Here is a 22627-nt window from a genome sequence, read left to right on the forward strand (position 1 = left end):
CCGACACGACGACGATGACAGCACTCATCCAACAGGAACCGCCCGCCGGACACCCGGCGGGCGGAATCGACGAAGGAGCCATCACGAACGCAGCAGACAACGCCCGCTCGACCGCCTCGACCGACGCCCACGGACGCCACGGAGCCGCCGAAGAGACCGCAACCCCCGGAACGACCGGAACCACCGCAACCCCCGGAACGACCGGAACGACCGGAACCGCCGGAACCGCCGGAACCACCGGAACCACCGGAACCACCGGAAACACCACCGCCCCCGACGCCGCCGGGTCCTCGGTGCGCACGACCCGCCTCGGGCGCACGGGCCTCGAGATCAGCCGCGTCGTCCTCGGCATGATGTCCTACGGCAAGCCGGACCAGGGTGCCCACCCGTGGAGCGTCGACATCGACGACGCCCGCCCGTTCGTCCGCCGTGCCTACGAGGCCGGCATCACCTCGTTCGACACCGCCAACGTCTACTCGGCCGGCTCGAGCGAGGAGATCACCGGCCAGCTCCTCAAGGAGATCGCCCCGCGGGAGGAGGTCCAGGTCTTCACCAAGGTCTTCAACCGCATGCGCCCCGGTCCGAACGGCGCCGGGCTCTCCCGAGCCGCGATCATGCACGAGATCGACGCCTCGCTGACCCGGCTCGGCACGGACTACGTGGACCTGTACCAGATCCACCGGTTCGACCCGCACACGCCGATCGAGGAGACCATGGAGGCGCTCCACGACGTCGTCAAGGCCGGCAAGGCGCGCTACATCGGCGCGAGCAGCATGTGGGCGTGGCAGTTCGCGCAGATGCAGCACACCGCCGAGCTGCACGGGTGGACGAAGTTCGTCAGCATGCAGGACCAGTACAACCTCCTCGAGCGTGAGGAGGAGCGCGAGATGCACCCGTTCGCGCAGGCGACCGGCGTCGGCGTCATCCCGTGGAGCCCACTGGCCCGCGGCAAGGTGACCCGCCCGTGGGACGCCCAGGGTTCGGGCAGCCGCTCGGACACGGACGAGTTCGGCAAGACGCTGTACCGCCAGGACGAGGACGCGAACCGTGCCGTCGTCGACGCGGTCCAGCAGGTCGCCGAGGCCCGCGGCGCGAGCATGGCGCAGGTCGCCCTGGCGTGGGTGGCCGGCAAGCCCGCCATCACCGCGCCGATCATCGGCGCGACGAAGGAGCACCACATCGACGACGCGGTGGCGGCGGTCGCGATGGAGCTGACGCCCGATGAGGTGTCGCGACTCGAGTCCGCCTACACCCCGCGGGTGCCGTCCGGTTTCTGACGCGACCCGACGACGGACGGGAGGCGCGGTGCCAGCTGGCACCGCGCCTCCCGTCCGTCAGGTCAGTCAGTCCGGCAACGCCGCACGGACGGCGCACCGCTCAGGCGGTCGCGTCCTGACGCGACTCCTGCTCCAACCGGGCGATCCGCACGAGCGCCGCGCGCTCGGTGCCCGGGGTCGTCCCCAGCACCGCGCCGATGCCGTCGAGCACCACGCCGGCGACCTGCCGCACCGGCAGCTGCACGGGCCCGACCCCGGGCGTCCGCAGCGCGAGCATCGACCGGTGTCGCGGGTCGAGCGACGCGACCGCTCCGTCGAACAACGCCCGGTAGCCCGGTCGGAGGAGCCTGGCGAGCGGGGGGTCCTTGATGAACCGGACCACGTCGTGCGTCCGGGCGTCGGCCTTGAGCTCGCCGCGGTCGAGGTACCCGTTCATCTGTGCTCGGAGTTCGGCGTCCGACTCCGGAGCGTCCTCCACCCCCATCAGTCGCCCGGCGACCGCCCACTCGCGCACGTAGGCGTCGGCACCACCCGGGATGGGCTTGCCCCACACCTGGGCGCTCCGCAGGAAGGCATCGGTGAAGGCGAGGTGCACCCACCGCGCCAGGTCGGGGTCGTTCGCGGCGTACGGCTTCGTCACGCCGTGGCCGTCCACGTACTCGCCGACCACCCGCTCGTGGAGCTTCCGCACCCACTGGCTGGCGTGCGTGGCCTGCTGCGTGTCGCCGTGCGAGACCGTGTAGATCCACCGGATGGTGCCGGCGAGGCGGCCCAACGGGTCCTCGCGGTAGCGCGAGTGGTCGGCCACCCCGGCGAGGGCCCCGGGGTGCAGCGCCTGCACGAGCAGCGCCCGGACCCCCGCGAGCACGGTGTGGTTGCCGCCGTGCACGGCCCAGGTCGCGGAGCCCGGGCCGAAGAAGCCCGCGTCGGAGCCCTGTTCGAGCTCGTCGATCCAGGCGGGACGCTCGGTCGCGCCGTTGGTGAAGGTGTCGTTGAGGCGGGAGCGGAACGCGTCGGACACGGAAGCCATGCACCCATCGTCCGTCGTGCCCCTGACAACGAGCACGGCTCCGCCGGTAGGTTGGCCGAGTGAGCATCGACACGCCTCGTCCCTGGCTTGCCTCGTACGCCCCGGGGGTCCCGCACGACATCGACGAGCCCACGGGCTCGCTCTCCGACATCGTGGAGCAGTCCGCGGACCGCTTCCCGGGGAAGGTGGCGCTCGAGTTCTTCGGCAGGACGACGTCGTACGCCGACCTGCAGGAGCAGATCCTGCGGGCCGCGAACGGCCTGCGGAAGCTCGGCGTCGGCGCCGGCGACCGGGTGGCGATCGTGCTGCCGAACTGCCCGCAGCACGTGGTGGCGTTCTACGCGGTGCTCCGGCTCGGGGCGATCGTCGTCGAGCACAACCCGCTCTACACGGCGCGCGAGCTCCGGCACCAGTTCGAGGACCACGGCGCGAAGGTCGCGATCGCGTGGGACAAGTCGGTCTCCACGCTCCAGGACTTCCCCGCGGACCTGCGCCTCGACGCGATCGTCTCCGTCGACCTGACGCGCGCGATGCCCCGTGCGACCCGCATCGCCCTGTCGCTGCCGGTGGCCAAGGCCCGCGAGTCGCGCGCGAAGCTCACCACGAGCGTGCGTGGCACGACGAAGTGGGACGACCTCGTCGCGACGCGCAAGCTGTCGAAGCGTCACCCGCGCCCGGGCACCACCGACGTCGCGCTCATCCAGTACACGTCCGGCACCACGGGGGTGCCGAAGGGTGCGGTGCTGAGCCACCGGAACCTGCTCGCCAACGCCGCGCAGGCACGGGCGTGGGTCCCGACGATCCGCCGGGGCGACAACACGGTGTACGCGGTGCTGCCGATGTTCCACGCCTACGGTCTGACGCTCTGCCTGACCTTCGCCATGAGCATGGCCTCGCGGCTGGTGCTCTTCCCGGCGTTCGACCCGGCACTCGTCCTCAAGGCGATGAAGAAGCACCCGCCGACGTTCCTGCCGGCCGTGCCGCCGATCTACACCCGACTGCAGCACGCGGCGGACTCGGCGAAGGTGTCCCTGCAGGGCATCGAGATCGGCATCTCGGGCGCCATGCCGTTGTCGCAGAGCGTCGTCGAGCCGTGGGAGGCCCGGACCGGCGGCTACCTCGTCGAGGGCTACGGCCTGTCCGAGTGCTCCCCCGTCCTCATGGCCAACCCGGTCTCCCCGGAGCGTCGCCTCGGCGCGATCGGACTGCCGCTGTCGTCCACCGAGGCCCGCGTGGTCGACCCGGACGACCAGACGAAGGTGCTCGGCACGGGCGAGGCCGGCGAGCTGCAGGTCAGGGGCCCGCAGGTGTTCCGCGGCTACTGGGGCAAGGCCGAGGCCACCGACGAGGTCTTCACGCCCGACGGCTGGTTCCGCACCGGTGACGTCGTGTCGATCGACGCGGACGGCTTCGTCAGCATCGTCGACCGGCTCAAGGAGCTCATCATCACCGGCGGCTTCAACGTCTCGCCGTCCGAGGTCGAGGACGCCCTGCTCAAGCACCCCAGCGTGCGCGAGGTCGCCGTCGTCGGCATCACGCAGGGCGGCAACGAGCAGGTCGTCGCGGCGGTCGTGCCGAAGGACCGGGAGTCGTTCGACGCCGAGGCGCTCCGTGCGTGGTCGCGCGAGCAGCTCGCGGCCTACAAGGTGCCGCGGCGCATCGTCGTGGTGGATGACCTGCCGCGCTCGATGATCGGCAAGGTGCTCCGCCGCAAGGTGCGGGACCAGATCACCGCGAAGTAGGCGGGCCGCTCCGTCGCGGGACCGCGAGCAGCGCGAGGCCGACGACGACGAGCGCGACCCCGAGCCACCCGGCACCGCCGAGGTGTTCGCCGACCACGAGCACGGCGAGCACCGCGGCGACCACGGGCTCGAACAGCGACAGCAGTGTCGCGACCGAGGCGCTGACCCGCCGCAGCCCGACCGCGTACAGCGAGTGTCCGAGCACCGTCGGCACGAGCGCGAGGTACACGAACACGGGCCAGTTCGCCCCGACGACGAGCGCGTCACGTCCCGCGACCGCCGCGAGCACCACGAGCGGGACGGCAGCCAGCCCGAACACGGCGCCGACCACCCCGCGCCCGCCGGCACCGGCCGCACTGCCCGACACGGCGGTCGGCAGTGCCGGCGGCACCGGGGCCGGCCGGGTCGCCGCGTGCATCCCCCGCGCGACCGCCCACGAGTAGGTGGCGTACGTCAGTCCGGCGAGCAGTGCGCTGCCGAGCCCGAGCAGCAGGGACCCGTCGCCCGGCGCCGCCGTCCTCGCGAGCGTCACGACGACCATGCCGACCACGCCCACCAGGGTGGCGACGACCCAGCGACCGGTGACGCGCCTCCCGTCCGCCGCCCACTCCACGATGCCCGCGAAGAGCGGCGACGACCCGATGGCCACCGTCGTGCCGAGCGCGACCCCCGCGTCCGCGAGCGCTGCGTAGAACGCGACCGCGTACACGACGAGCGAGACCGCGCCGAGCAGCACCCAGCTCCGTGCACCGGGTCGGACGACCGCGCGCAGCGCGGAGCGACCCGTCGTCGCGGCGAGGACGAGCCCGCCGAGACCGAACGTGACCGCACCGAAGACGAACGCGGGAACGCCGGGTGCGAAGTGGGTCGCGGTCCCCGTCGTCCCCCACACGGCGGCGGCGACGAGGACCGCCACGGGGCCGCCCACCGGACGGGAGGCACGACCCACCGCCGCCGGGTCGGTCACGACACGTGGACCGTCGGCCGCCGCCGGGTCGGTCACGACACGTGGACGGTCGGCCGCCGGTGCACGTCCGGCTCCGCCTCGCGCAGGACCTCGCGCGTCACCGGGGCGACGTCGCCGACCCCGGTGAACACGAAGCGCAGGGCGTTCTGGATCGGACTGCCCTCGTTCCACTCGAAGTAGATGCTCGGCACGACGCCGGCGATGTCCCGCACGGCGAGCAGCGTCGACGCGATGGTGTTCGGCACGTTGCCGGACCGGACGCGCAGGACACGGTGGCCCTGCACGACGTGTCCCTCGACGACCAGGTCCTCCTCGAAGTCGGACGAGTCGGCTGGCAGCACCTCGAGGAACATCGTCGGCACGCGCGCGGGGATGCCCGAGTCGCGGCGTTCCTCGCGCCCCTTCGACCGGTAGGCCTCGGCGGTCCCGGCGCCCGGCTCGTTGGCGATGATGCAGACGGAGCTGAACTGGTCGGCGTCGGCCTCGATGAACTGCCGGGCGGTCGCGTCCAGCTCGATCGACGACGCCCGGAGCTCGAACGACCGCCGCACACGGGACACCAGCGACACGACGACGATGGCGATGATGAAGACCGCGGCGATGCGGACACCGTCCGGACGTTCGATGACGTTCGCGACCGTGGTGTAGACGAACACCACCGCGATGACCCCGAAGCCGATCGTCCGCTTCTTCTGCTGCCGCCGCCGAGCCGACAGCGTCACCGCGACGGCCGCGCTGGTGATGAGCACGAGGACACCCGTGGCGTAGGCGCCGCCCTGCGCGTCGACGTTCGCCTCGAAGATGATCGTGATCGCGAAGGCGATGAGCGTGAAGATGATCACGAGCGGCCGGGTCGCACGCGCCCACTGCGGCGCCATGCCGTAGCGGGGCAGGAAGCGCGGCACGAGGTTGAGCAGACCGGCCATCGCGCTCGCGCCCGCGAACCACAGGATCGCCACCGTCGACACGTCGTAGACCGACCCGAAGACGTTGCCGAGGTACTCGTGCGCCAGGAACGCCAGGGCGCGACCGTTCGCGCCGCCGCCCGGCTGGAACTCCTGCTGCGGGATGAGGAAGGTCGTGGCGATCGAGGACGTGATGAGGAACGTGCTCATGATGATCGCGGCGGTCGTCAGCAGGCGCTTCGTGCCGCGGATCCGTCCCTCGGGGCGGCCGTCCGGGTCGTCACCGGCCCCGCCGCGCACCTGCGGCATCACCGCCACGCCCGTCTCGAAGCCGGAGAGGCCGAGCGCCAGCTTCGGGAACACGACCAGCGCGATCCCGATCATCACGAGCGGGTTGCTGTGCTGCGCGGTGAGGTTCGACCACCAGTCGCTCGCGACGACGGGACGCTCGAACACGTGCCACAGCGCCACGACGACGACGACCGCGTTGAGCAGGAGGAACACCGCGACGAGCCCGACGGCGATGCCGATGGCCTCCTTGAACCCGCGGAGGAACACGACGCCGAGCAGGAGCAGCAGCACGAGCGTGATCGGCACCGGGATCTCGGTGAACCAGTGCGGCGTGAAGGGGTTCTCGGCGATGTGCGCGGTGGCGTCGGCGGCCGAGAGCGTCATCGTGATCATGAAGTCGGTCACGGCGAACCCGAGCAGCACGAGCACGAAGAGCTTCCCGGCCCACCACGGCAGCAGCTTCTCGAGCATCATGATCGAGCCGGCACCCTTGAAGCTGTCCGACGCGACCCGTCGGTACACGGGCAGGGCGCCGAACAGGGTCACGAGCACGAGCACGATCGTCGCGACGGGCGACAGCAGCCCGGCGGCGAGCGCCGCGATGGCGGGCTGGTAGCCGAGCGTCGAGAAGTAGTCGACCCCGGTCAGACACATGACCCGCCACCACGAGTGGGTCTTCTCGACCTCGACCTGGTGGGGGCCCTGGTGCGAGGCACCCTGGTCGGCTCCGTGCAGCATCCAGCGGCGCAGCCGCACGCTGCGGTCGGAGGGTCGCCCGGTGGCGCCGCCCTGGGCGGCACGCTCGGCTTCGGTCGCGGTCACGAGAGTCGATGGTAAGCGGTCCCGACGACCCTCGGGCACCCCACGACCGGGTCTGTGGACGGCGCCTCAGCCCGCGCTGATCCTGGTGTACTTCCGCACCGACAGCGGCACGAACACCACGAGCAGCACCACGATCCCGATCAGCACCGTCACGACCGGGTGCTGCATCGTCCAGACGTCGGGGACGGGAGCCGTGCCGACGTTGCCGAACAGCTCCCGTGCGGCCTGCACGAGTGACGACACGGGGTTCCACTCGGCGAACACCCGCAGCACGAGCGGCATCGTCTCGCTCGGCACGAAGGCGTTCGAGATGAACGTCAGGGGGAACAGCACCATGAAGGACGCGTTGTTGATGACCTCCGGCGTCCGGACGCTCATCCCGAGCAGCGCCATCACCCAGCTGAACGCGTAGCTGAAGAGCAGGAGCAGCCCGACCCCGGCGAGGAACTCGTGCGGTGCGGACCCGACCCGCCACCCGACCGCCAGCCCGGTCAGCATCATGATCACCATCGAGATCGCGTTGAGCACCAGGTCCGAGTTCGTGCGCCCGACGAGCACCGCCGACGCCGACATCGGCAGGGTCCGGAAGCGGTCGATCAGGCCCTCCTTGAGGTCCTGCGCCATCGCCGACCCCGAGAAGGTCGCCCCGAACACGACGGTCTGCGCGAAGATCCCCGCCATCAGGAACTGCGTGTAGTCGGTCCCCCGCACCTGGATCGCCCCGCCGTAGACCTGGCTGAAGAGCAGCACGAACATGATCGGCTGCAGCACCGCGAAGACGAGCATGTCCGGGGACCGCTTGATCTTCGTCAGGTTCCGTCGCGTGACGGTCCAGCCGTCCTCGAACCAGATCGCGACGGGCGAGGTCACGACCACCGGCAGCTGCTGCCGCGACGCGCCGACGGCGGTCACCGGACACGCTCCGGGGTGCTGTCGTTCGTCTCCCCCGCGGCTCCCACCGCGTCGCGTCGCGCCGGCCGGGAGGCACGTCCCGCCCCCGCCCCGCCGCCACCGTCCGACGCGTCCTCCTCGTCCGCCGTGGCGGCGTGTCCCGTCAGGCGCAGGAAGACGTCGTCCAGCGTCGGGCGTCGCATGCCGGCGTCGTGCAGCCGGATGCCCGCCTCGCCCAGGTCCGCGAGGACCCGCTGGAGCGCCTGCGGTCCGGCCTCGACCGCGATGCCGGAGGTGCGCCCGTCGGCCGACGTCTCCACGTCCCCGACGCCGTGGCGGCGCAGGGCGGTGACCACGGCCTCCCGGTCGTCCTCGTCCACCAGGGTGACCACCACACGGTGTCCACCGACCTGCGCCTTCAGCTGGTCGGCGGTGCCCTCGGCGATCACCCGTCCGTCGTCGATCACGGCGATGTCGTCGGCGAGCTGGTCGGCCTCCTCGAGGTACTGCGTCGTGAGCAGCACGGTGGCGCCGTCGCCGACCAGGCCCTCGATGATCGCCCAGAGGGCCAGGCGACTCCGGGGGTCCAGTCCGGTGGTCGGCTCGTCGAGGAACAGCACGCGCGGGTTCGTGACGAGCGCACCGGCGAGGTCGATGCGCCGACGCATGCCGCCGGAGAAGCCCTTCACGGGGCGGTCTCCGGCCTCGGACAGGTCGAACACCTCGATGAGTTCGCGCGCCCGCTGCCGCGCTGCCCGTCGACCGAGGTGGTACAGCCGGCCGATCATCTCGAGGTTCTCGGCCCCGGTGAGGTTCTCGTCGACCGCGGCGTACTGCCCCGAGACACCGATGGACCGCCGGGTGGCCTGCGGATCGGCGACCACGTCGATGCCGTCGATCGTCGCCCGGCCGGAATCCGGGGTGACGAGCGTCGTGAGGACCTTCACAGTGGTGGTCTTGCCCGCGCCGTTCGGTCCGAGCAGCGCCGTGACGGTGCCCTCGGGGACGGACAGGTCGAGCCCGGCCAGCGCGTGCACCGGACCCGAGCGCGATCGGTAGGTCTTGGTCAGCCCGGAGGCTTCGATGATGGCCATGTCGCTCCCTCGTCGGCCACGTCGGTGTGGTGTGGGGTCGGAGGGGGCGACGACGTCACTCAGACGTCGAAGTCACCACCGAAGTCGCCGAAGCCGCCGCCGAAGTCTCCGCCGCCGTCGTCCCAGCCCGCGTTCTCGTACCCGCCGCCGTCGGACGCGCCCGCATCGGACGCCCCGCCGTCACCGGAGTCGGCACCAGTGTCCTCCGAACCGCCGTCGCCCGCAGCATCGGTACCGCCGTCGAACGATCCGGCGTCGGGCAGGAAGGCGCTCATGATCGCCGAGCCGATGACGTACCCGGCGACCGTGCCGAGGATCGAGGCGCCGATCATCCGGCCGAACGACGGACCACCGCGCTGGCCCGTCGCTCCCGCGCCGCCGTTCATGCCGCCGAGCGAGCGCTCCATGAAGCCGGGCTGCCGGATCTCCGAGCGGGTCGCCGCCTGGGCGAGGGACCGCGGGTCGTCCCCGCGGGGGGCCTCGCCGTCCGGGGCGCTGCGGGTGAACTCGTCGTAGACCATCCGACGCTGCTCGGGCGTCAGGGTCGCGAAGGCCTCGGCGTGGACCTCCTCGATGCGCTCCGGTGGCGCCGTGCGGAGCAGGTAGCGGTAGCGCTCGACGGCGCGCTCGTCGTCGGTGGACGCCGCACCCTGCGGTCCGCCCGGCTGCTGTCCGCCGTACTGCTGGCCGCCGTACTGCTGTCCGCTGGGCTGAGCGGGACCGCCCCACTGCGGGGTCCCGTACTGCTGGCCGCCGTACTGCTGGCCCTGCTGGGTCCCGTACTGCGGGGCTCCGTACTGCTGGTCGCCGTCCTGCTGTCCCTGCTGGACGGGCGGCACCTGGTACGACTGCTGTCCGTACCGGTAGCCCTGCTGCTGCGGCTGCTGCTGGCCCCACCCGCCCTGCTGGTCGCGGTCGCGCTCGGGACGGCCGAGCAGTCGGTCGAGGAATCCCATGTCGTTGCTCCTTCGGTGCGGTCCGCCCCGGTCGGGAGGGTCCGTCGGTGCCACCCTAGGGAGCGCCGGCGACCGCTGACTGTGCGACCGCACAGAACTGGCCGAGAGCGGTGTCAGCGCGCGCCGAGCGCCGTCGACCCGGCCGTGGAGCGCGCGTCGGCGGCACCCGGGCGGGCGACGAGGACGGGGCTCCCGCCACGGCCACGAGCGCCGGCGACTGCTCAGGCGCGCCCGCGACCCCGCCGCCCGGTGCGGAGGACGAGCCCGACGAGCAGCCGCCACCCCAGCAGGAAGACCGCGAGCGAGATCGTCGCGACGATGACGAACGACAGGGGCAGCGGATCCCCCGCGACGTCGCCCTGCCCGGTCAGCACGCGGAGCAGCATCCCGATCGCGACCGTCGCCACCCACACCACCACACCGGTCGGCCACACCCTGAGCGGACGCCGCCAACCGCGCACGACCAGGTACCCGACGAGCCAGCCGGCCAGGAACGGGTACGCCGTCGTCCACAGTCCGGTGAGCGACGAGGCCTCGGCGTGGGAGGACCGCCCGATGAGCGCGAAGGCGACGATGAGGACGATGTCGACGACGGCTGCGAGCCAGCCCCAGGTGCGAGTCACCCGACCATTCTCGCGCGGTCGGAGCGCTGCTCGTGACCCCCGCCCGGTCGTCGCACCCACCCCGTCGTGACCCTGCGCCGTCGTTGCCCTGCCCGTCGTGACCCAGTCCGTCGTGACGCTGCCCGTCGTGACCCAGTCCTGCCGGGGCCCGCGCTCAGAACAGCCCGGGGCGACCGTTCTCCTCCGGCAGGTCGAACCCGCGGAACATGTCGGACACGAGCGCCGCGATCTGCGGTTCGACCAGGCGTTCGACGGCCTCGGCGATCCGCGGACGGTGCTCGACGAGGGCCAGGCACACGGCCGTCCCCGTGGCGCGCGCACACTCGTCGGACAGGGCGATCTCGTGCCGCAGTGCGGCCTTCGCCTCGTCGGACAGCGGTTCGCGCGGCGTCTGTTCCCCCGCCCCCGTGCCGGTCATCTCGTCGAGGGTGAACAGGAACGGCTCCCCGGGCGACGGCTCCGGGTCCACGTCGAGTCCCTGGAACTCCGGCGACAGGCCCTCGGTCGGCTGGTAGCCCGCGTGCCGCTTCCGCGCGGCGGCCCGTTCGAGCTCACGGTGCAGCAGCGGGAGGTTCTTCGCGGTGTACTCGTCGACGGCGTCCTCGACGATGGTCGAGATCCGACCGATCAACGCGTGCTGGACGGCGTGCGGCACGTCCGGGCCGAAGCCCGCTGCCGAGGCGATCGGAGAACCGGTGCACTTCCGGCAGATCCGCGTCCGCGGGCGGGCGGTCCCGATCTGCCAGCGCGGCAGCCAGCGCAACCACACGTCGACCGCGCTCCGCACGCGACCGTCGATGCCGTCCATCCCTCAACAGTAGGCCGCGCGGCGCGGTTGCCCCCGGAGCGCGCCCGAGCGGGCGGAAACGCGCCGCGCTCGCCGAGCGGCCCGCACGTTCCGCCCCCTCGTCGGCCCGGCGCGGTGCGGCGAGCGGCCAGGTGTGCCGCGAGCGGGCGGAAACGCCTGCCGGACCGGTCGCGCAGGTGCGAGTTCCGCCCGCTCGGGTGAGCGTCCGGCACCACCCGGCGAGCGGGCGGAACGGCCGAGCAGCCCTGCGCGGACCTGCGCGTTCCGCCCTCTCGCGCTCGGTACCGGACGCGCGAGCGGACACGTCGCGCGAGCGGGCGGGACCGGCGACCGGACCGGGCGCGGGAGTACGCGATCCGCCCGCTCGCGATGGTCGCCGGACGCGGGGGCCGGCGAGCGGGCGGAACCGGCGACCGGACCGGGCGCGGGAGTACGCGATCCGCCCGCTCGCGATGGCCGCCAGACGCGGGGGCCGGCGAACGGGCGGAACCGGCGACCGGGCCGGGCGCGGGAGTACGCGATCCGCCCGCTCGCGATGGTCGCCGGACGCGGGGGCCGGCGAGCGGGAAGGAACGGCAGCAGAGGTGGTCCGCCCCCCGCCGGTTCCGCCCGCTCGGCGAACGGGACGGACGGGAGGCGCGGGTCGGCCCCGCCTCGGTCGATCCGGCCCCGGGTGGTGCCGTGCTCAGGCCCGCGGCTCGGTCACGAAGTCGATGAGCTCCTCGACGCGCCCGAGCAGCTGTGGCTCCAGGTCGTTGAAGGTCCGGACCTGCCCGAGGATCCGCTGCCATGCACGGGCGACGTCGGCCTGCTCCGCCGCGGGCCACCCGAGGTGCTGCAGGATGCCCTTCTTCCACTCGATCGAGCGCGGGATCGTCGGCCACGCCTCGAGCCCGAGGCGCGCCGGCTTCACCGACTGCCAGACGTCGACGAACGGGTGCCCGACGACGAGGACGTGCGCGCCCCACTTCCCGCGCATCACCGCGTCGGCGAACCGGGACTCCTTCGACCCCGGGACGAGGTGGTCGACGAGCACCCCGACGCGACGCTCGCGGGTGGGCCGGAACTCGTCGAGCACGTCGGCCAGGTTGTCGACGCCCTCCAGGTACTCGACGACGACACCCTCGACACGCAGGTCGGCGCCCCAGACCTTCTCCACGAGCTCGGCGTCGTGCCTGCCCTCGACCATGATCCGCGAGGGCAGCGCCACTCGTGCCCGCTGCTGCTCGACGGCGAACGAACCCGACGCGGTCCGGAGGCGACCACCGTCGGTCGTGTGCCGCACGGCGGGCGCGGCCCCGGGCCTCCCGTCCGCACCGGCGGCGCGAGCCGGGGGTGCAGCCGCGGCGGAACGACCGACCGGCGCCTGCGGACGACCGAGGGTGACGAGTTCGCCCTCGAGCAGGAACTGCCCGGTGAAGGGGAAGGCGCGGGTGCGACCCTTCCAGTCCTCCAGGGCGACGTTGCCCGCCTCGAGCCCGACGACGGCGCCCGCCCACCCGGAGTCGGGGTCCTCGAGCACCATGTCGCGTTCGAGCGGCACCTGCCGCACCTTCTTGACGCCCTTCGAGCGCCAGTCGCCCGAGAGCACGTCACTGCCGTACCGGTCGTCGTCCACCCGGGAAGCGTAGTGTCGACGGGTCCCGCAACGGCGCCGGCACCCTGGCGCGTCACGGTACGCGCCGCGCCCACCCCCGATCGGAAGGCCACACCGTGCGCGCAACCGTCATCCACGCCCCTCGCGACATCCGCGTCGAGGAGCGCGACACCCCCGTCCTCATCGAGCCCACCGACGCCGTCGTCAAGGTGACCGCGTCCTGCGTCTGCGGATCGGACCTCTGGCCGTACCGCGGCGTCCGCGGGACCGAGCAGGCCCACACCATCGGGCACGAGTTCGTGGGCGTCGTCGAGTCCGTCGGCGCCGACGTCACGGGCCTGTCCGCCGGCGACTTCGTCATCGCGCCGTTCACGACGAACGACGGCACCTGCCAGGCGTGCACGCACGGCATGACGAGCGGCTGCGAGCACAGCTCGATCTTCGGCGGCACGACCGACGCCTACGGCCACCCGATCGGCGGCGCCCAGTCGGAGTACGTCCGGGTGCCCGACGCCGCGGCGACGCTCGTGAAGGTCCCGGGCCCGGTGGACGACGACCTCGTGCCGTCGCTCCTCACACTCTCCGACGTCTTCTCGACGGGACACCACGCCGCCGTGTCGGCCGAGGTCGGCCCGGGGAAGACCGTCGTGGTCGTCGGCGACGGCGCGGTCGGCCTGTCCGCGGTGCTCGCCGCCGCGCGCCTGGGCGCCGAGCGCATCATCGCGATGAGCCGGCACGCGGACCGCCAGGCACTGGCGCGGGAGTTCGGGGCGACCGACGTCGTCGAGACCCGCGGCGAGGAGGGCATCGCCGCCGTGCGCGAACTGCTCGGCGGGGAGCTCGCCGACTGCGCCCTCGAGGCCGTCGGTACCGCGGAGAGCATGGACCAGGCGCTGCGGGTCGTCCGCCCCGGCGGCAACGTCGGCTACGTCGGGGTCCCCGCGGGTGCACCCGAACTGCCGATGCCCTTCCTGTTCGCGAAGAACATCACCGTGGGTGGCGGGATGGCCCCCGCCCGCGCGTACATCGAGGAGCTGCTGCCCGACGTGCTCTCGCGGACGATCGAGCCGGGCCGGGTGTTCGACCTCGAGCTGCCCCTCGACCAGGCCGCCGAGGCGTACGCGGCGATGGACGAGCGGCGCGCGATCAAGGTGCTGCTGCGTCCGTAGCACCGGCCGCGTCGCAGGTCCGGTCCCGCCGCTCGGTGCTCAGTCGCCGGGCGGCGGGACCGTGATCTGCTGGACGTCCGGCGCGAACTCCCGGAGGCACGCCGATGCCACCTCCGTGAACTCCGGCTCGTCCTCACGGTCGAACCGGCCGCTGCCGTGCTGTCCGGGGAAGTCCGGGTAGCCGCGCTCGCGGATGCAGGCGTCCGCGGCCTCGTACTGGCGATCCCACTCCCGCAGCTGCGCCTCGTCCGCACGCGGGATCCCCACTGCCGTCGAGCAGGCTCCCGCTGCCTCCGAGAACGCCGCTTCGTCGGCTCCCGAGGGTACCTTCGACAGACCGGACTCGGCCTGACGGTCGGTGACGTCCTCGACGTCGTAGCCCTTCCCGCGCATGCAGGCGGACCACCGTTCACCGGCCCCGGCGGTCGCGCGATCGTCCGGCGGCGGGGCAGTGCCCGCACACGCGGTCAGTGCGGCCGACGCCGCGATGATCGAGGTCAGCAGGACGGCGTCGCGCGCAGCGCGGCGGAACAGCGAGGGAGTCACGGGTCGAGCGTCCCGCAGCGGCTGTTTCGCGAGCGTTACGCGTCGCGGACCGCGAGCACACGGTGCGGCGCCGCCCGCTCGGCCCTCCACCCCGCGGGGAGCGCCTCCTGCAGCTCCGGCACGGTGAACGACCGGCGGATGGAGCGGAGCCCGTCCACCCGGACGAACGTCCCGGCGGACACGAGCGGGGATGCCAGCGCGTACGCGCGGTAGGCCTGCCGCGACCGACGGATGTCCGAGTGGAGGCTCCGACCGGTGGCCAGCTGCTCGGAGTCCGACAGGAAGGCCGCTCGGGCGTCGTCGTCCAGGTGGTGCAGCACGTGGTTCGACACGACGACGTCGAACCGCTCCCCCGCGGCGACGAGGTCCGTGCTCGACGCCTGCCGGAAGGTCACCCCGCGCGCTGTCGATCGTCGGGCTGCAGCGATGGCGCGGTCGTCCGGGTCGACCCCGACGACCTCGAGCGAGAGCCCGTCACTGCCCGCCCACCGCACGAGCGAGCGTGCCAGGTCGCCGCCACCGCAGCCGAGGTCGAGCACCCGCGCACGACCGCTCGGTGGCAGCGCGGGGACGACGTGCGTCCGCCAGACCGCCCGCCACCCGCTGACCAGCGCGTTCACCACGGCGAACCGCCGGAACGTCAGGTCGAGCACCCGCGGGTCGCACCCGGGGTCGTCCATCAGCTCCTGCAGGACCGTGTCCCGCTGTCGGAGGTCGACCGCTCGGGCGCCGGGCTCACGTCCGCCGTCCGTGCCGCGCACGGTCCGTGGCCGGTCCGTCACGCCTCGACCGCCGTGAGCCTCGCGCTCTCCACCGTCAGCCCGGGACCGAACGCGACGGCCGCGACCGGCGATCCGGGCGCGAGGCCCTGCTCGACGGCGTCGCGGAGCACGAAGAGCACCGTCGCGCTCGACATGTTGCCGTGGTCGCGGAGCACGGCGCGGCTCGACGCGACCGCGCCGTCGGGCAGCTCGAGGGCGTCCTGCGCCCGGTCCAGGATCGCCCGTCCACCGGGGTGCACCGCCCACACCGGCACGTCGGCGAAGGTCTCGCCCTCGCCGAGCAGCGCGGTGACGGCAGCCGGCACGTGCACACCGACGAGCTTCGGGACGGCGGTGGAGAGCACCATCTCGAAGCCCTCGTCACCGATGTTCCACGCCATCTCGGACGCACCCTCGGGCACCGTCGCCGTCGCGAACCGCTCGATGCGCAGGCCCGGCCCGCCCGCCGCGACGACCGCTGCCGCCGCGCCGTCGCCGAAGACGCTGTTCGCGACGATCTGGTCCGGGTCGTCCGACGCGCGGACGTGCAGGGTGCAGAGTTCCGCGCAGACGACGAGCACGACCGCGTCGGGGTCCGCCTCGGCGAAGGCCGCCGCGATCCGCAGCGCCGGGAAGGCGGCGCAGCACCCCATGAAGCCGATGTGGTGTCGGAACACCCCGGCGGGCAGTCCGAGCTGGTCGACGACGTCGATGTCCGGTCCGGGCTGCGTGAACCCCGTGCACGAGACGGTCACCAGGTGGGTGACGTGGTCCGGTGCCACCCCGGCGCGCTCGACGGCGTCACGGGCGGCCGCGACGAAGAGCGCCGGAGCGAGGTCCCGGTAGCGGTCGTTGCGTGTGCCGGTGGACGGTGAGACGAGCGTTCCGGAGTCCTGTCGGAAGAGGCCGCCGGGCCGCGAGGCGTCGAGCTCCTCGATCACCGTGTGCCGGTGCTCCACGGCGGATGCGTCGAACGCCGCGGGCACGATCCGTGCGCCGAGGCGGCCGAGGCCGGGCTGCCCGGCGAACAGGTCACGCACCGAACCCTGGTCGAGGGTGGTGTCGGGGACGGCGGTCCCGATGGCGCGGATCGTTGCGGTCACGACCCATCCTGTCACCGGGTCGCTGACACGTCCCCAGGTTGGTCCGGTCCGGTCGGTGCCGCGACGGACGGGAGGCACGGTGCCAGCCGGCCCCGTGCCTCCCGTCCGTCGCGGCCGGACGCTACGACTGCTGCGCGCGCTCCAGGACCAGCTCGCGGACGCGGGCCGCGTCGGCCTGTCCCTGCATCGCCTTCATGACCGCGCCGATGATCGCGCCGGCTGCCTGGACCTTGCCGTCCTGGATCTTGGCGAGGACGTCCGGCTGGGCGGCGAGCGCCTGGTCGACCGCTGCGGTGAGGGCCGAGTCGTCGGAGACGACCTTGAGCCCACGGGCCTCGACGACCTGCGCCGGCGACCCCTCGCCCGCGATGACCCCCTCGAGCACCTGGCGCGCCAGACGGTCGGTCAGGTCACCGGACTCGACGAGCGCGATCGTCTCGGCGACGTGCTGCGGCGACACGAGGTCACCCGCTGCGGCGTCCTGCGCGTTCGCGACGCGGCTGATCTCGCCCGTCCACCACTTGCGCGCGGCCTGCGGGGAGGCACCGGCGGCGACCGTCGCCTCGACCTCGTCGAGCAGCCCGCCGTTGACGACGTCCTGGAACTCGAGGTCGCTGAAGCCCCAGTCCCCCTTGAGACGGCGGCGACGTGCGACGGGCGCCTCGGGCAGGGATGCCCGGAGTTCCTCGATGACCGCGGGGTCCGGCACGACCGGCAGCAGGTCGGGCTCCGGGAAGTAGCGGTAGTCGTCGGCGTCCGACTTCGGGCGGCCGGCCGAGGTGCGCCCGGTGTCCTCGTGCCAGTGCCGCGTCTCCTGCGTGATCGTGCCACCCGCGGCGAGGATCGCGGCCTGGCGCTGGATCTCGTAGCGGATGGCGCGCTCGACGGCGCGGAACGAGTTGACGTTCTTCGTCTCGGTGCGGGTACCCAGCTTCTCCTGACCCCAGGGGCGCAGCGAGATGTTCGCGTCGCAGCGCAGGTTGCCGCGCTCCATGCGGGCCTCGGAGACGCCGAGCGCGCGGACCAGGTCACGGATGACCTGGACGTACGCGGCGCCGAGCTCGGGAGCACGGTCCTTCGCGCCGAAGATCGGCTTGGTGACGATCTCGACGAGCGGGACGCCGGCGCGGTTGTAGTCGACGAGCGAGTACTCGGCGCCCTGGATGCGACCGGTGGCACCACCGACGTGCGTCAGCTTGCCCGCGTCCTCCTCCATGTGGGCGCGCTCGATCGGCACCTGGAAGATGGTGCCGTCGGCGAGCTCGACCTCGACCTCACCCTCGAACGCGATCGGCTCGTCGTACTGCGAGATCTGGTAGTTCTTCGGGTTGTCCGGGTAGTAGTAGTTCTTCCGGGCGAACCGCGAGGACTCCGCGATCGAGCAGCCGAGCGCGAGCCCGAGCTGGATCGAGTAGCGCACGGCCTGCTCGTTGACGACCGGCAGCGACCCGGGCAGCCCGAGGTCGACCGGGGTCACGTTCGTGTTGGGCTCGCCACCGAAGAAGTTCGGGGCGTCCGAGAACATCTTGGTCTTCGTCGCGAGTTCGACGTGGACCTCGAAGCCGAGCACCGGCTCGAAGCGCTCGAGCGCCTCGTCGAAGTCCATCAGCGCGTCCTTCTGCGCCATCAGATCACACCTTCCTGCGCAGCGGACTGCTGAGACTGGTCGAGGTCCGGGATGCTGTCGATGAGCGGGCGGCCCCGCTGCTGCTCGAGCAGGCGCTCGAGCGCGGCGCCGTACCGGTAGAGGCGGGCGTCCTCGCGCTGCGGCGCCATGAGCTGCACACCGGTCGGCAGCGAGTCCTCGGGCGCGAGGCCGTTCGGGATGCTCATGCCGGGCACGCCGGCGAGGTTCGCCGGGATCGTCGTGAGGTCGTTGAGGTACATCGACAGCGGGTCGTCGAGGCGCTCCCCCAGCGGGAAGGCGGTCGTCGGCGCCGACGGGCTGATGAGCAGGTCGACCTGGTCGAACGCCGCCGCGAAGTCGCGCTGCACCAGGGTGCGGACCTTCTGCGCGGACCCGTAGTAGGCGTCGTAGTAGCCGGCGCTCAGCGCGTAGGTGCCGAGGATGATGCGGCGCTTGACCTCGGGGCCGAAGCCCGCTTCACGCGTCGCGGCCATGACGTCCTCGACGGTCGCACCGTTCTCGGGCGTGACGCGCAGGCCGAAGCGCACCGAGTCGAACTTCGCGAGGTTCGACGACGCCTCGGCCGGCAGGATCAGGTAGTACGCGCTGATCGCGTACGCGAACGACGGCGCGTCGATCTCGACGACCTCGGCGCCCGCCTGCTCGAGGATCGCGACCGTCTCCTGGAAGCGCTGCGTGACGCCGGCCTGGAAGCCCTCGCCCCCCGCGAGCTCCTTGACGACGCCGACCTTGAGCCCGCGGAGCGTGTCGGCCTGCAGGCCCTCGCGCGCAGCGGCGGCCATCGACGGCCAGGCGTCAGGGATCGACGTCGAGTCCTTCGGGTCGTGCCCGCCGATGACGTCGTGCAGCAGCGCGGCGTCGAGGACCGTGCGGGACACCGGACCGATCTGGTCGAGCGACGACGCGAGTGCGATCGCGCCGTACCGGCTGACCCCGCCGTAGGTCGGCTTCACACCGACCGTGCCCGTGACGGCACCCGGCTGGCGGATCGAGCCACCGGTGTCGGAGCCGAGGGCGAAGGGTGCCTCGTGCGCGGCGACCGCTGCCGCCGATCCCCCGCCGGAGCCGCCCGGGATCCGGTCGAGGTCCCACGGGTTGCGCGTCGGACCGTACGCCGAGAACTCGGTCGTCGAGCCCATCGCGAACTCGTCCATGTTGGTCTTGCCGAGCGGCACGAGGCCGGCGGCGCGGAGCTTCGCGACCGGGGTGGCGTCGTAGGGCGGCCGCCAGCCCTCGAGGATCTTCGACCCCGAGGTGGTCGGCATGTCCTGCGTGCACAGGACGTCCTTGATCGCGATCGGCACACCGGCGAGCGCGCCGAGGTCGTCGCCCGCGGCGCGACGCGAGTCGATCGACCGCGCTGCCGCCAGGGCGTTCTCGTTGACGTGCAGGAACGCGTGCACGTCGCCGTCGACCGCTGCGATCCGGTCGAGGTGGGCCTGCGTGGCCTCGACGCTCGAGACGTCGCGCGCCACCAGGGCGTCGGCGAGGGCGGCCGCGCTGAGGCGGGTCAGGTCGTCGGTCACTGCTCTTCTCCCAGGATTGCCGTCACGCGGAACCGTTCGCCGTCGGAGTCGGGCGCGCCGGAGAGCGCCTGCTCCTGGGTCAGCGTCTGCCCCACCACGTCGGGTCGGGTGACGTTGCCGAGCGGCACCGGGTGGCTCGTCGCCGGGACGTCGTCGGTCGCGACCTCGGCGACCTTGGCGACGCTCTCGACGATGTGCGACAGCTCCCCGGTCAGCTTCTCGATCTCGTCGGGCGTGAGTGCGATACGTGCGAGGTTCGCCAGGTGGGCGACCTGCTCGCTCGTGATGTCAGGCATGGTGCTCCGTCGATCGGTTCGTGGAATGCGCACCAGTCTATTGGCCGCGTCCAGCGGCGGCACCACGGTCACCGGGGCTGTGGAGAACCGGTACGCCAGGCCCGGTGCCGGTCCGGCGGACCGGCACCGGGCCTCCAGCCCGTCGCGTGCTCGCCGTCGCCGCCTACCCGTGCGACGGTGGCTGCTGGGTCGCCTCGCCCGTTCCGGTGCCCTGCGCGCCGCCGCCGGTGCCCGTCCCGGTCGACGTCGCGTCGGCACCCGCGCCCGGCTGCGAGCCGGCCCCGGCTGCCCCGCCCGGTGCGGGCGCGCCCGTCGTCGTGCCGCCGGTCGTGTCCGCGGTGGACGATCCCGGCGCGGCGGGCGCCTGGGCGCTCGTCCCCGGCGTCGCCTGGTCCCCGCCCGTCGCCGCGTCCGAGGCCGAACCGTCGACGGACCGCGGCGTCGAGCCGATCATCGCCGGGTCGGGCTCGGGCAGCGCTCCCCCGCCGTAGCGCTGGTCGAGCCACGACATCATCGAGCGGCCGACGCCGAACTTCGCGCTGTACCCGGTCGTGCCCTGCGGGAAGGACGTGTTCGCGAGACCGACGAGCCCCCTGACGTTGCCGATCCACGTCGCGTTGGTGTACTTCGTGCTCGACGTGACGAGCCAGTTCTGCGTGTCGGCGTCGGTCGTGCCGGTCTTGGCGAACTTCGGGGTGCTGTCACCGGGGTTCGCCGAGGCCGCGGTGCCGCTGCCGGTCAGGACGCCCTGCAGTGCGTGGTCGACCGTCCCGGCGACCTCGGCGGAGACGCCCCGGGTGCAGCTGGACGGCGTGGGCGTGACCGTCGCGCCGTCGGCCTCGCGCACCGAGTCGATGACGGTCGGCGTGCACACGACGCCGCCGTTCGCGAAGCCGGCGTACGCCTCGGCCAGGTCGATCGGCGAGAGCGGGTTCGTGCCGAGCACGGACGCCGGGTTCGACGCCGGGGCCGAGCCGTCCGCCTGGTGGATGCCCATGGCCTGCGCGAGGTCCTTGATCTTGCAGAGGTCGAGCTGCTTCGCCATCGCGCCGAACGCGGTGTTGATCGACTCCGAGGTCGCCGCCTGGACGCTCATGCTCGCCGGGACGGTTTCGGCGTTCGAGACGGGCCAGGGGGACCCGCCGAGTGCCTCGCACGAGTTCGTGAACTCGGACTGCTGGAACAGGTGCTCGCCAGTCGGCACCGACTCCGACAGCGTGTGCCCGGACGCCAGCCACTCGGCCAGGGTGAAGACCTTGTAGGTCGAGCCGGTCTGGAACCCCCCGGAGTTGCCGTAGGCCGTGTCCGCGTTGTAGTCGATGGCCGTCGCACCGGGGCCGGCGTTGTCGCGCTGCGTGTACGTCGTGTTCTGCACCATCGACAGCACACGTCCGGTGCCGGGCTGGACGGTGACGTTCGTGCCGCCGAGGTCGACACCGGTCATCGTCGCGGGCACGTAGGACGAGAGTGCGGACTGGGCCTGGGCCTGCAGGTCGAGGTCGAGCGACGTGTGGATCTCGAGGCCCTTCGTGTCGAGGGTCTCGATGCGCTCCGCGGCGGTCTTGCCGAACGCCGGGTCCTGCAGCACCTGGTCGCGGACGTAGTCGCAGAAGTACCCCGCGTCGTACGCACTCGCCGCGGCCGAGCAGCCGTTCGCGGTGTCGGTGATCCGCGGCGTGACCGGGGTGGCCTCCGCCTGGTCGAGCTGCGCCTTCGAGATGTCGTGGTGCACGTACATCCGCTGCAGGACGTAGTCGCGCCGCGTCTTCGTCGCCGCGTAGCCGTTCGCCGCGCCGTTGTCCTCGTCGTCCGGCTCGTCGATGCGCAGGTTCGCCGGGTTGTTGAGGATGGCGACGAGCGTCGCGGACTGCGGGAGCGACAGGTCCTTCGCGTGCACGCCGAAGTAGTACTCGGCACCCGCCTCGGCGCCGTAGACGCGGCCGCCGAGCCCGACGAGGTTCAGGTAGCCGGTGAGGATCTGGTCCTTCGTGTACTTCTTGTCGACCGCGATGGCGTAGCGCATCTCCTGCAGCTTGCGTTGCGGTGTCACCCCGGCGGCGTCCTGGTAGCACGCCGCGACCTTGGCCTGGGTGGCGGCCGCGGTCGCGCCGGTGAGCTGCTCGCACTGCTGCACGAGGACGTTCTTCACGTACTGCTGCGTGATGCTCGAACCGCCCTGCACGTCGCCCCCGACGACGGTCGCCGCGACGCCGCGGACGGTCCCGAGCACGTCGATGCCGCCCTCGTCCTCGAAGCGGGGGTCCTCGGTGTCGATCGCCGCGCGCTTGAGCGACTCCGCCATGGCGTCCGAGGCGACGTCGGTCCGGTTCTCGGCGTAGAACGACGCGATCTTGACCTGCTGGCCGTCCTTCGTGGCGTAGACCGACGACACCTGCTGCGGGGTCTGGATGTCGAGGTAGCTCGGCAGGTCCTCGAAGAACGACACCGCTCCGGACGTCGCCTCGCCCGCCACCGCCACGGCCGGGGTCACCGCGACCGCCACCAGCAGTCCTGCGAGGCCGGACATGGCGAGGAAGGTCGTGAGGGCACCGGACCACCGCATCGCACGCATGGC

19 protein-coding genes are annotated in these 22627 nt (G+C 72.5%); 3 read left to right on the forward strand and 16 right to left on the reverse strand.

The window, feature by feature from the left end; all coding sequences use genetic code 11:
* Window positions 1-293 precede the first annotated feature (293 nt).
* A complete protein-coding gene (locus ACIP6W_RS01050; protein ID WP_400427728.1) occupies window positions 294-1277 on the forward strand; it encodes an aldo/keto reductase in 984 nt (327 codons plus the stop codon).
* 100 nt (window positions 1278-1377) lie between these two features.
* On the opposite strand, the gene ACIP6W_RS01055 is transcribed toward ACIP6W_RS01050, so the two are convergent.
* A complete protein-coding gene (locus ACIP6W_RS01055; RefSeq protein ID WP_400427730.1) occupies window positions 1378-2307 on the reverse strand; it encodes an oxygenase MpaB family protein in 930 nt (309 codons plus the stop codon).
* A 59-nt stretch (window positions 2308-2366) separates the two neighbouring features.
* Here ACIP6W_RS01055 and ACIP6W_RS01060 point away from each other — a divergent pair, with 59 nt between their 5' ends.
* Window positions 2367-4049, forward strand: coding sequence for a long-chain-fatty-acid--CoA ligase (locus ACIP6W_RS01060; RefSeq protein ID WP_400427733.1), 1683 nt, complete (start codon window positions 2367-2369; stop codon window positions 4047-4049).
* Here the strand turns inward: ACIP6W_RS01060 and ACIP6W_RS01065 are convergent.
* The 8 genes from ACIP6W_RS01065 to ACIP6W_RS01100 form a co-directional block, all read right to left on the reverse strand.
* Complete coding sequence (locus ACIP6W_RS01065; protein WP_251154741.1) at window positions 4036-5016, reverse strand: EamA family transporter; 981 nt, start codon at window positions 5014-5016, stop codon at window positions 4036-4038. The genes ACIP6W_RS01060 and ACIP6W_RS01065 overlap by 14 nt on opposite strands.
* 32 nt (window positions 5017-5048) lie before the next feature.
* Window positions 5049-7034: an amino acid permease gene (locus ACIP6W_RS01070; protein WP_400427736.1), complete on the reverse strand. Its 1986-nt coding sequence runs from the start codon at window positions 7032-7034 to the stop codon at window positions 5049-5051.
* A 66-nt stretch (window positions 7035-7100) separates the two neighbouring features.
* Window positions 7101-7946, reverse strand: coding sequence for an ABC transporter permease (locus ACIP6W_RS01075; protein ID WP_066652975.1), 846 nt, complete (start codon window positions 7944-7946; stop codon window positions 7101-7103).
* Window positions 7943-9019: an ATP-binding cassette domain-containing protein gene (locus ACIP6W_RS01080; RefSeq protein WP_400427738.1), complete on the reverse strand. Its 1077-nt coding sequence runs from the start codon at window positions 9017-9019 to the stop codon at window positions 7943-7945. Before ACIP6W_RS01080 ends, ACIP6W_RS01075 begins: the two co-directional genes overlap by 4 nt.
* A 59-nt stretch (window positions 9020-9078) precedes the next feature.
* A complete protein-coding gene (locus tag ACIP6W_RS01085) occupies window positions 9079-9975 on the reverse strand; it encodes a hypothetical protein (protein ID WP_400427740.1) in 897 nt (298 codons plus the stop codon).
* A gap of 221 nt (window positions 9976-10196) precedes the next feature.
* A complete protein-coding gene (locus tag ACIP6W_RS01090) occupies window positions 10197-10598 on the reverse strand; it encodes a DUF3054 domain-containing protein (RefSeq protein ID WP_209683558.1) in 402 nt (133 codons plus the stop codon).
* A 154-nt stretch (window positions 10599-10752) separates the two neighbouring features.
* Entirely contained in the window at window positions 10753-11406 is a 654-nt protein-coding gene (locus tag ACIP6W_RS01095) for a spermidine/putrescine ABC transporter substrate-binding protein (RefSeq protein WP_066652971.1), read from the reverse strand.
* Window positions 11407-12091: 685 nt separating this feature from the next.
* The gene (locus ACIP6W_RS01100) at window positions 12092-13024 is read right to left on the reverse strand and encodes a DUF3097 domain-containing protein (protein WP_251154738.1); all 933 of its coding nucleotides are present in this window, start codon (window positions 13022-13024) and stop codon (window positions 12092-12094) included.
* Window positions 13025-13119: 95 nt separating this feature from the next.
* Between ACIP6W_RS01100 and ACIP6W_RS01105 the strand changes: the two genes are divergently transcribed.
* Entirely contained in the window at window positions 13120-14172 is a 1053-nt protein-coding gene (locus tag ACIP6W_RS01105; RefSeq protein ID WP_066652958.1) for a zinc-dependent alcohol dehydrogenase family protein, read from the forward strand.
* Between the two features lie 39 nt (window positions 14173-14211).
* Here ACIP6W_RS01105 and ACIP6W_RS01110 read toward each other — a convergent pair whose 3' ends face one another.
* The 7 genes from ACIP6W_RS01110 to ACIP6W_RS01140 all read right to left on the reverse strand — a co-directional run bounded on the left by ACIP6W_RS01110 (window position 14212) and on the right by ACIP6W_RS01140 (window position 22624).
* Window positions 14212-14718 (reverse strand): hypothetical protein, encoded by a 507-nt coding sequence (locus ACIP6W_RS01110; RefSeq protein ID WP_066652955.1) that lies wholly within the window; start codon window positions 14716-14718, stop codon window positions 14212-14214.
* Window positions 14719-14753: 35 nt separating this feature from the next.
* Complete coding sequence (locus tag ACIP6W_RS01115) at window positions 14754-15500, reverse strand: methyltransferase domain-containing protein (RefSeq protein WP_400427743.1); 747 nt, start codon at window positions 15498-15500, stop codon at window positions 14754-14756.
* Window positions 15497-16582 carry a type III polyketide synthase gene (locus ACIP6W_RS01120; RefSeq protein WP_066652945.1) on the reverse strand — a complete coding sequence of 362 codons (1086 nt, stop codon included), beginning with the start codon at window positions 16580-16582 and terminating at the stop codon, window positions 15497-15499. The genes ACIP6W_RS01115 and ACIP6W_RS01120 overlap by 4 nt, the downstream gene beginning before the upstream one ends.
* 121 nt (window positions 16583-16703) lie before the next feature.
* Window positions 16704-18209 carry an Asp-tRNA(Asn)/Glu-tRNA(Gln) amidotransferase subunit GatB gene (gene gatB, locus ACIP6W_RS01125; RefSeq protein WP_066652943.1) on the reverse strand — a complete coding sequence of 502 codons (1506 nt, stop codon included), beginning with the start codon at window positions 18207-18209 and terminating at the stop codon, window positions 16704-16706.
* Window positions 18209-19756, reverse strand: coding sequence for an Asp-tRNA(Asn)/Glu-tRNA(Gln) amidotransferase subunit GatA (gatA, locus tag ACIP6W_RS01130; RefSeq protein ID WP_400427745.1), 1548 nt, complete (start codon window positions 19754-19756; stop codon window positions 18209-18211). The genes gatB and gatA overlap by 1 nt, the downstream gene beginning before the upstream one ends.
* Window positions 19753-20052, reverse strand: a complete 300-nt coding sequence (gatC, locus tag ACIP6W_RS01135; protein WP_058728900.1) for an Asp-tRNA(Asn)/Glu-tRNA(Gln) amidotransferase subunit GatC — start codon at window positions 20050-20052, stop codon at window positions 19753-19755. Before gatC ends, gatA begins: the two co-directional genes overlap by 4 nt.
* 163 nt (window positions 20053-20215) lie before the next feature.
* Window positions 20216-22624 (reverse strand): transglycosylase domain-containing protein, encoded by a 2409-nt coding sequence (locus ACIP6W_RS01140; RefSeq protein WP_209683564.1) that lies wholly within the window; start codon window positions 22622-22624, stop codon window positions 20216-20218.
* Window positions 22625-22627 lie beyond the last annotated feature (3 nt).

Source organism: Curtobacterium sp. NPDC088465 (assembly GCF_044753165.1).
Classification (GTDB): Bacteria; Actinomycetota; Actinomycetes; order Actinomycetales; family Microbacteriaceae; genus Curtobacterium.